The organism is Bradyrhizobium sp. P2_E8, assembly GCF_056403875.1.
Genome location: NZ_JBFUES010000640.1, coordinates 1 through 4,473, shown reverse-complemented (window position 1 = coordinate 4,473; position 4,473 = coordinate 1). Strand labels below are relative to the sequence as shown.

Annotated in this window: 7 protein-coding genes and 1 tRNA gene; 5 read left to right on the top strand and 3 right to left on the bottom strand. The window is 65.9% G+C overall.

What is annotated here, in order from left to right; translation table 11 throughout:
* A partial coding sequence (locus AC1D00_RS28545) for a glutathione binding-like protein (RefSeq protein ID WP_477012958.1) occupies window positions 1-401 on the top strand: 401 nt, incomplete at its 5' end.
* A gap of 135 nt (window positions 402-536) precedes the next feature.
* Here AC1D00_RS28545 and AC1D00_RS28540 read toward each other — a convergent pair.
* The 3 genes from AC1D00_RS28540 to AC1D00_RS28530 are packed head-to-tail and all read right to left on the bottom strand — an operon-like array spanning window position 537 to window position 1,267.
* Entirely contained in the window at window positions 537-704 is a 168-nt protein-coding gene (locus tag AC1D00_RS28540) for a hypothetical protein (protein WP_135173647.1), read from the bottom strand.
* 5 nt (window positions 705-709) lie between these two features.
* Complete coding sequence (locus AC1D00_RS28535) at window positions 710-955, bottom strand: porin (RefSeq protein WP_135173646.1); 246 nt, start codon at window positions 953-955, stop codon at window positions 710-712.
* Window positions 956-1,012: 57 nt separating this feature from the next.
* Entirely contained in the window at window positions 1,013-1,267 is a 255-nt protein-coding gene (locus tag AC1D00_RS28530) for a PilZ domain-containing protein (RefSeq protein ID WP_027542669.1), read from the bottom strand.
* Between the two features lie 224 nt (window positions 1,268-1,491).
* Here AC1D00_RS28530 and AC1D00_RS28525 point away from each other — a divergent pair.
* From AC1D00_RS28525 to AC1D00_RS28510, 4 genes are all read left to right on the top strand, one after another.
* A tRNA-Glu gene (locus AC1D00_RS28525) sits at window positions 1,492-1,566 on the top strand.
* Window positions 1,567-1,671: 105 nt separating this feature from the next.
* A complete protein-coding gene (locus tag AC1D00_RS28520; protein WP_477012957.1) occupies window positions 1,672-2,328 on the top strand; it encodes a hypothetical protein in 657 nt (218 codons plus the stop codon).
* A 200-nt stretch (window positions 2,329-2,528) separates the two neighbouring features.
* Complete coding sequence (locus AC1D00_RS28515) at window positions 2,529-3,155, top strand: pilus assembly protein PilZ (RefSeq protein ID WP_027542667.1); 627 nt, start codon at window positions 2,529-2,531, stop codon at window positions 3,153-3,155.
* Window positions 3,156-3,277: 122 nt separating this feature from the next.
* Window positions 3,278-4,291 carry an acyl-CoA desaturase gene (locus tag AC1D00_RS28510; protein ID WP_477012956.1) on the top strand — a complete coding sequence of 338 codons (1,014 nt, stop codon included), beginning with the start codon at window positions 3,278-3,280 and terminating at the stop codon, window positions 4,289-4,291.
* Window positions 4,292-4,473: the final 182 nt, after the last annotated feature.

Below are 4,473 nucleotides of genomic sequence, written 5' to 3'. Positions count from 1 at the left end.
CGCATGGACGCGGCACGCCGATCTATCCGGAAGCGCCGAAGCTGCGCACTTCCGTCGACCGCTGGCTCGACTGGACGCTGTCGGCGGTGCAGCCGGTCGACCGCCCGGTGTTCTGGGGCATCGTGCGCACGGCACCCGCCGAGCGCGACATGATCCAGGTGCAGCGCGATGCCGATGCCGCCGCCGAGGTCTGGGCGATCGCCGACCGCCTGCTCTCCACGCGCCGCTTCATGGAGGGCGAGCAGTTCACGCTCGCCGATATCGCGATCGGCTCCTATGCGCGGCGCTGGCTCGGCGTCGAGGGCATCACCCGGCCGGCGCAGCCGAACCTGACGCGCTGGCTTGCCGAGCTCGGCAAACGCCCCGGATTTGCACGGTTTGTCGCGCCGCCGATGTCGTGAGCCGCTGATGCGGCTTAAGCTGCGATGAGTGCGTGATGAATCGCCGTTCTGGCGCGGCCGGCCGGCGTCACGCCCGCACTTGACGGCTACTGTGCATGGGCTTGTTTTCGCATTTTTTTGTTTTGAGGGGGCGGCCTAGCCCCAGCCGCGCTCGACCAGCAGCACGCAGATGATCAGCACCAGCGTCACGACCGCGGTGGCGAGCCGCGCGGTCCAGCTCAGGCCGCGGCCGACCCACCACAGCAGCGCGCAATACATCAGCACGGGGACGACGATATCGAGGCGCAACAGATCCGGCGGCATGCGGCTCAACGCCGGACCGCGGCATCGCCGCGGATCGAGCCGCCGACCTTCACGCAGGTCCCGGTTGCCTCGATCATGGTGAAGCCAACTCCATACGAGGCGCAGGAATTCGCCTTCGCCGTCCCGCCCGTGCCCTTCAGCGGCAAGGTCTTGCCCGCCTGCGGCCGCTCGGCGGCCGGAAGGCGCGGGCGATCGGCCGCGGCCGCGGACGTGGCCAGCAACGAGATCAGGATGAGGAGCGGCGTGCGCATCCCGGCGTTCTAGCCCGGCGTGGCGGCGCGCGCCATGCGGCTAGCGCTGGCGCGATGTCAGATGAACTTGATCCCGGCCGACTTGCCGCGGCGCCAGACCACCTGGCAGTTCCGCCCGGTGCGGGCATCGCGCGCGAAGGCCAGCCGGATCACCCCCGGAAGCTGGCTTGCGTCCTCGTCCAGGGTGATCTTGGCACCCGAGCTCGAGATGTCCTGGACCAGGCAATGCCGCGCCGCGAATCCGCCCTCGAGCGTGATCCAGGCGTGCTGCGACAGCAGCTTGCGGGCTGCGCGCTTCTTGGGCGGTGGCATTGGCGTGAAATCTCCCGCTCCAGCGCTATCTCAGAGCCCCCTAAGAAACCGTTGAAATCGGCTCCGAATCATCCCCTTGACGCGCTATCCACGGTTCCAAAAGACCGTTCCCGAACGGCTTGCCCACGGGCCGAAAGGCCACTATACGTTCGCCCGCTGCAAGCCGCCGGGCACGACTCGAGCGGCGGCGGCCGTGCCGTCAAAAGCGGCGGGGCTTAGCGTTTGCTCCCTTCGTCTATCGGTTAGGACGCCACCCTTTCACGGTGGAGAGAGCGGTTCGATTCCGCTAGGGAGCGCCATCCGCGCGACGGCGCGCGGCCGATGCGGCGACATGCACCGCCATAACCGTGAACCTCCCCGGCCCTCACCTCCGACCAACATCCGATCGGAACCGGTGCAGGCCCATGGAACAGCCCAAATCCCCCTCGGACGGCCAAACCGGCGTTGCCTCGGCACTGCCGCCCTGGATGCACCGCACGACGTCCTACGCACCGGACCGGCGCGCCAGGATGCTGGAGCACATGGCGCGGGCCAGGTCGCTTCCGCAGCGCCAGGCCGCGACCGCGCCGGAGCTCGCGCGCGCGAGCGGCAAGGACATTCTCGGCGATGCCTACGGCTACGCGGTTCTGTTCGGGCTGATGGCCCTCCTCTTCATGTCGCGCATTCCGCTCTACCTCGGCGCCTTTCTCTTCTTGGCCGACGGTGAGCGCATCGAACGCGCGCTCGCAGCGATCGGCATCCGGCTCGAGCCCGGTGCGGTCGGACCCGACATCATCAAGAACTTCGCATACCTGTTCGGATGGTTCGCGCTGCTCGCATCCCTCAAAGACACTGTGCCGGCCTGGCTGGTGCCGTGGATACCCCCGGCCGAGTCATGGTCGTTCCTTGCCGGCATCGCCCTCGCGCTCGCCGTCGTCGAAGCATTCGCAACGCGCGCGCTGCGGCGCGCATTGCCGTGGCTCGGATTGGAGATCGGTGCGGAGAGTCCGGCCTGGACGACGATCAGACTCATCATTGCCGTGGCCTTGCTGGCTTGTCTCGTTCTGCTCGGATCTCTCTGAACGCCGCGGCCGCACCGTCGCTCTCGATGTTGTGAATTCGCGTGCCCCATAATCGGGACGTTATGCCGCTTGCCTCGCTGCATGACCGAGCCGCGCGTTTACCGGAAATTTACCCCTGCTCATGAGCGACGGTATCATTTGCTTAGACTTTGACCGCTACCGTTGAATTACGGAAATACTCCGCAACCCGATTGGCGCTGATGTCCGTCGCAGAATTCCTCAGGCAGCGTGCAGTGGAAGTCACCGTGAGCGGCAGCTACTCGCTGCCGCGCTGGTACGATTGCGAGGGTAAGCTCCGCACCTTCGCCTGCCGGACCAAGCGCGTCTCGCCGTTCCGCATGATCGTGGACGTGCCCGTCGTCGGCAAGATCGGCGAGCGCGTGACCTCCTATTTCCAGGATTTCGGCGAATTCCAGTGCACGATCAGCGCGACGCTGAAGTCGGGCTTCCTGATGGAACTCGACATGACGCGGGCGCGGCGCGCCTGGATGTCGGAGAAGCTGACCTGGCTGGAGAAAAAGCAGAAGGACGCCAACGTCCAGGAGCTGCGGAATGACGCCCGCTTCGTTCCGCAGGTCTCGCACACGTTCCTGACGCTCGCCGACGGCAGCATCCATCCCTGCTTCATCATCGACGTCTCCACGGCCGGCGTCGCCATATCCTGCGAATACGACCCACCGGTCGGAACCGCGCTTGCGGTCGGCGCCTGCGTCGGGCGCGTCATCCGCAAATTCGACAACGGCTTTGCGGTCAAATTCGCCGTGAAGCAGCAGCGGGACGACCTCGTCCGCCTGATCGTGCGCTCGCCCCTGCAACAGTCGGCCTGAGCCGGCCCGGCCCCATCTTAACTCTTTCTTAACTAAATACTGGAGGTTGCGACCCCTGCGCGATAGGGTGTGACCCARTCCGTCCGCAATCATTGCGGGCCTAGCCTATTTGGAAGTCCCGAATGACTATCGCTGACGCTGAGTTCGTCCAGGCAGAGACCACTCAGAGCGCGTCCACCGCCGCCAAGCCGCAGCTTCCCCCCGGTGTCGTGACCGAGGGACCGCTCGTCCAAGCCAAGCTGCGCGAAAGCTATCTCCTCCTCGGCATCCTCTATGTCGGCGCGGTCGCGGGCATCGTCTGGGCCGTCACGCAGGGCATCGGCAAGGTGGAGCTGTTTACGTTTGCCTGGATGTTCGCGCTGACGACATTCGGCATCGGCGCCGGCATGCACCGCCTGTTCGTTCATCGCAGCTTCCGCACCGGCCCGATCATGCGCGTCTTCTTCTGCGCCATTGCCCAGATGGCGGTGCAGGGCTCGATCGCCAAATGGGTCGCCAACCACCRCCGCCACCATCTCTACGCCGACGACGTCGGCGATCCCCACAGCCCGCAATTCGACGGCTTCGGCAACCGCTATGTCAGCGCGTTCAAGGGCTTCCTGCACGCCCAGGGCAGCTGGGTGTTCGACCAGGCGACGACCGACAACGAATACTATGCCAAGGACATCCTCGCCGATCCGATCGCGATGTTCTTCGTGCGGACGCGCTGGGTCTGGTACGGGATGTCGGCCGTGTTCATCCCCGGCGTCGTCGGCTACGTTTTCGGCGGCCTGCACGCCATGATCGGCTGCGTGCTGTTCTCCGGCCTGCTCCGCGCCTATCTCCTGATCCTCGTCAGCCAGCTCACCGGCTCGGTCTGTCACGCCTACGGCTATCGCCGTTTCGAGATCGACGACGCCTCGACCAACGAGTTCGTGACCACGATCCTCACCTTCGGCGAGGGCCTGCACAACAACCATCACCGCTTCCCGCGGGACGCCTATCTCTCGCACGCCTGGTGGGAGATCGATCTCAACGGCCTGATCATCTTGGGCATGGAGAAGATCGGCCTCGTCCACGACGTCTTCCACGCCTCGCACCGCCAGCTGGAGCTGGCGTCCGAAGCGGAAGCGCAGGCAGCCACGACGACGCGCTGACCCGGCAGGCGGCGGCCGTCCTCCGGCCGTCTTGCCTCCGCATCGCTGCCCTATCGCGGCCCCATTGCGGGATCAGCTTTTGAGGGTCTGTGCCTCGCGCCGGACCTCATTTGCAGACTTGCGATCGGGGGACCGAATGGCAGTCGACAAGATCACCTGGGACAGGGTCGGCCGGGTTACCG

What these genes read in the sequence shown, in the direction of transcription:
- AC1D00_RS28540 (WP_135173647.1), bottom strand. Translation starts at nt 704, where the DNA reads ATGCCGCCGGATCTGTTGCGCCTCGATATCGTCGTCCCCGTGCTGATG.
- AC1D00_RS28535 (WP_135173646.1), bottom strand. Translation starts at nt 955, where the DNA reads ATGCGCACGCCGCTCCTCATCCTGATCTCGTTGCTGGCCACGTCCGCG.
- AC1D00_RS28530 (WP_027542669.1), bottom strand. Translation starts at nt 1,267, where the DNA reads ATGCCACCGCCCAAGAAGCGCGCAGCCCGCAAGCTGCTGTCGCAGCAC.
- AC1D00_RS28520 (WP_477012957.1), top strand. Translation starts at nt 1,672, where the DNA reads ATGGAACAGCCCAAATCCCCCTCGGACGGCCAAACCGGCGTTGCCTCG.
- AC1D00_RS28515 (WP_027542667.1), top strand. Translation starts at nt 2,529, where the DNA reads ATGTCCGTCGCAGAATTCCTCAGGCAGCGTGCAGTGGAAGTCACCGTG.